Below are 1,637 nucleotides of genomic sequence, written 5' to 3'. Positions count from 1 at the left end.
GGTTGATTTCCGATCTCAACCGAACACATTGAGCTGACGGCACGCTCCCGCAGTTAACCGAACGCCCCCGCGGCCCCTCTCGGGCCCCGGGGGCGCCATTTTCCCAGTTGAAGGAATGGTGGAGATGTGTTTCGATGGGTCCGGTGGCCATGCTCCGCCCGCCGCCCGGCACCTCTTCCCAGACTCAGCCGGACGGTCGGTCCGTCTATTCCGTTTTTCTCCTAGGCTAGGCCAGCGGGGCATCGCCCCTCTCTGCGCGCGCCCTCTCGATGAGCCCCGGCGTCAGGTCGAGTTCCCCGATGGGCACGTCCCCCACGCCGTAGGCGTCCAGCAGCGCCGCCGCGTCCTCCCCGAGCATCGCCCTGAAGGCGCGCGCGGGCGTCGCGAAGCCGAGCGCGCCGCGGGGCTCGGAGTTCACGTGCGACATGGCCAGCGCCAGGTCGGCCGGGGCGAGCCGGTCGAATCTGATTCCGGCGCCCTTGGGCAGCAGCTTCCTGATCTCGACGTGGTTGCGCTCGCAGGCGCCCTTCTGGTCGCTGCGCCTGGGGTCGCAGTAGAACAGCCTCGTCTCGCCCGGCCCCTCGCCGATGAGCGCCGCGATCGCCGCCTCGTCGGAGAACTCGGCGCCGTTGTCGGTGAGGACGGCGCGGAACACGCGGCGCGTCCCGTCGGCGCCGAGGATGGCCCGGACGCCCTCCAGGGCGTCCGCGACGCACCCGGCGGTCTTCTCCTCCAGCGGCAGCGCGAGCTGGAGCCTGCTGGGGCGGTGCAGCAGCGTGAGCAGGCAGGCGGAGTCCTCCCGGGCCCCCTCGACGGTGTCCATCTCCCAGGCCGCGGCGCACGCGTCCTCCCCGAGGGCGAGGAACGCGGCATGCGACCTGCGGGCGGAGTGGCGGGTCGCCGCCCGGCCCGCGGCGCGCTTCCTCGGCCTGTAGCCGACCTTGCGCCTGAGCTCCATGCTGGTCATGCCGTCGTAGCCCGCCGAGACCCAGCGGTAGATGGTCGACGGCGACAGGTCCACCGGGCCGCCGTTGCGCGCCGCCATCTGCTCGGGCGACAGCCCCCGGCGCAGGCAGTCCCTTATCGCCTCCAGCCTGGCCGCCGCGGCGGGCTCGTCGGCGTCTATCCCGCGCCTGGACGAGACGAGGACCGAGTCGGCGCACAGCTGCGCGGCCCGGGCCTCGTAGAAGACGTGGGGGCGGCGCTTGCAGCCGATCGCGCGGTACCGGCCGCAGCCGTTGCAGCATCGCGGCCACGCCGCCAGGCGCGGGCAGGCCGCCGACAGGTCGGCGGAGGCGTCCACGCGCTCGCCGCGCCTGGCCTTCGGCGCCGTCACGAACCTGTGAGACGCCACCTCGGCGCTCACCGTCGAGGGCGACCTGCCCAGCTCCCTCGCGATCTCCCTGCACGACGCCCTGCGCTCCAGCATCCTCTGGACCGTGTCCCGCTCGTGCCTCGTGAGCCTTCCGTAGGCCCTCGGGACCGCCCTTGCGGAGCCGCTCTTCTTCTTTCCGGACATGCCGTCCTCCGATCTCCCGGGGCCGGCCGATCCGGCCCTCAGGGTATCGGGTTCCCACATTTATCCGCACATGTACGGATGAATGTGGGAGGTGTTCGGATAAAGTTGATAATCAAGG

The 1,637-nt window shown here is 71.6% G+C and carries 1 protein-coding gene; it reads right to left on the bottom strand.

Annotated features, from left to right (window positions below; translation table 11 throughout):
• Positions 1-226: 226 nt before the first annotated feature.
• The gene (locus DW195_RS10220; RefSeq protein WP_118206648.1) at positions 227-1,519 is read right to left on the bottom strand and encodes an IS30 family transposase; all 1,293 of its coding nucleotides are present in this window, start codon (positions 1,517-1,519) and stop codon (positions 227-229) included.
• Between the last annotated feature and the right edge of the window lie 118 nt (positions 1,520-1,637).

It is taken from the genome of Collinsella sp. AM17-1 (assembly GCF_003470665.1).
GTDB lineage: Bacteria > Actinomycetota > Coriobacteriia > Coriobacteriales > Coriobacteriaceae > Collinsella.
The sequence above is the reverse complement of the archived record's forward strand: the minus strand, read 5'-3'. Positions and strand labels throughout refer to the sequence as shown.

Excerpts from the sequence above, each read along its gene's own strand:
- DW195_RS10220 (WP_118206648.1), bottom strand. The coding sequence starts at position 1,519 with ATGTCCGGAAAGAAGAAGAGCGGCTCCGCAAGGGCGGTCCCGAGGGCC.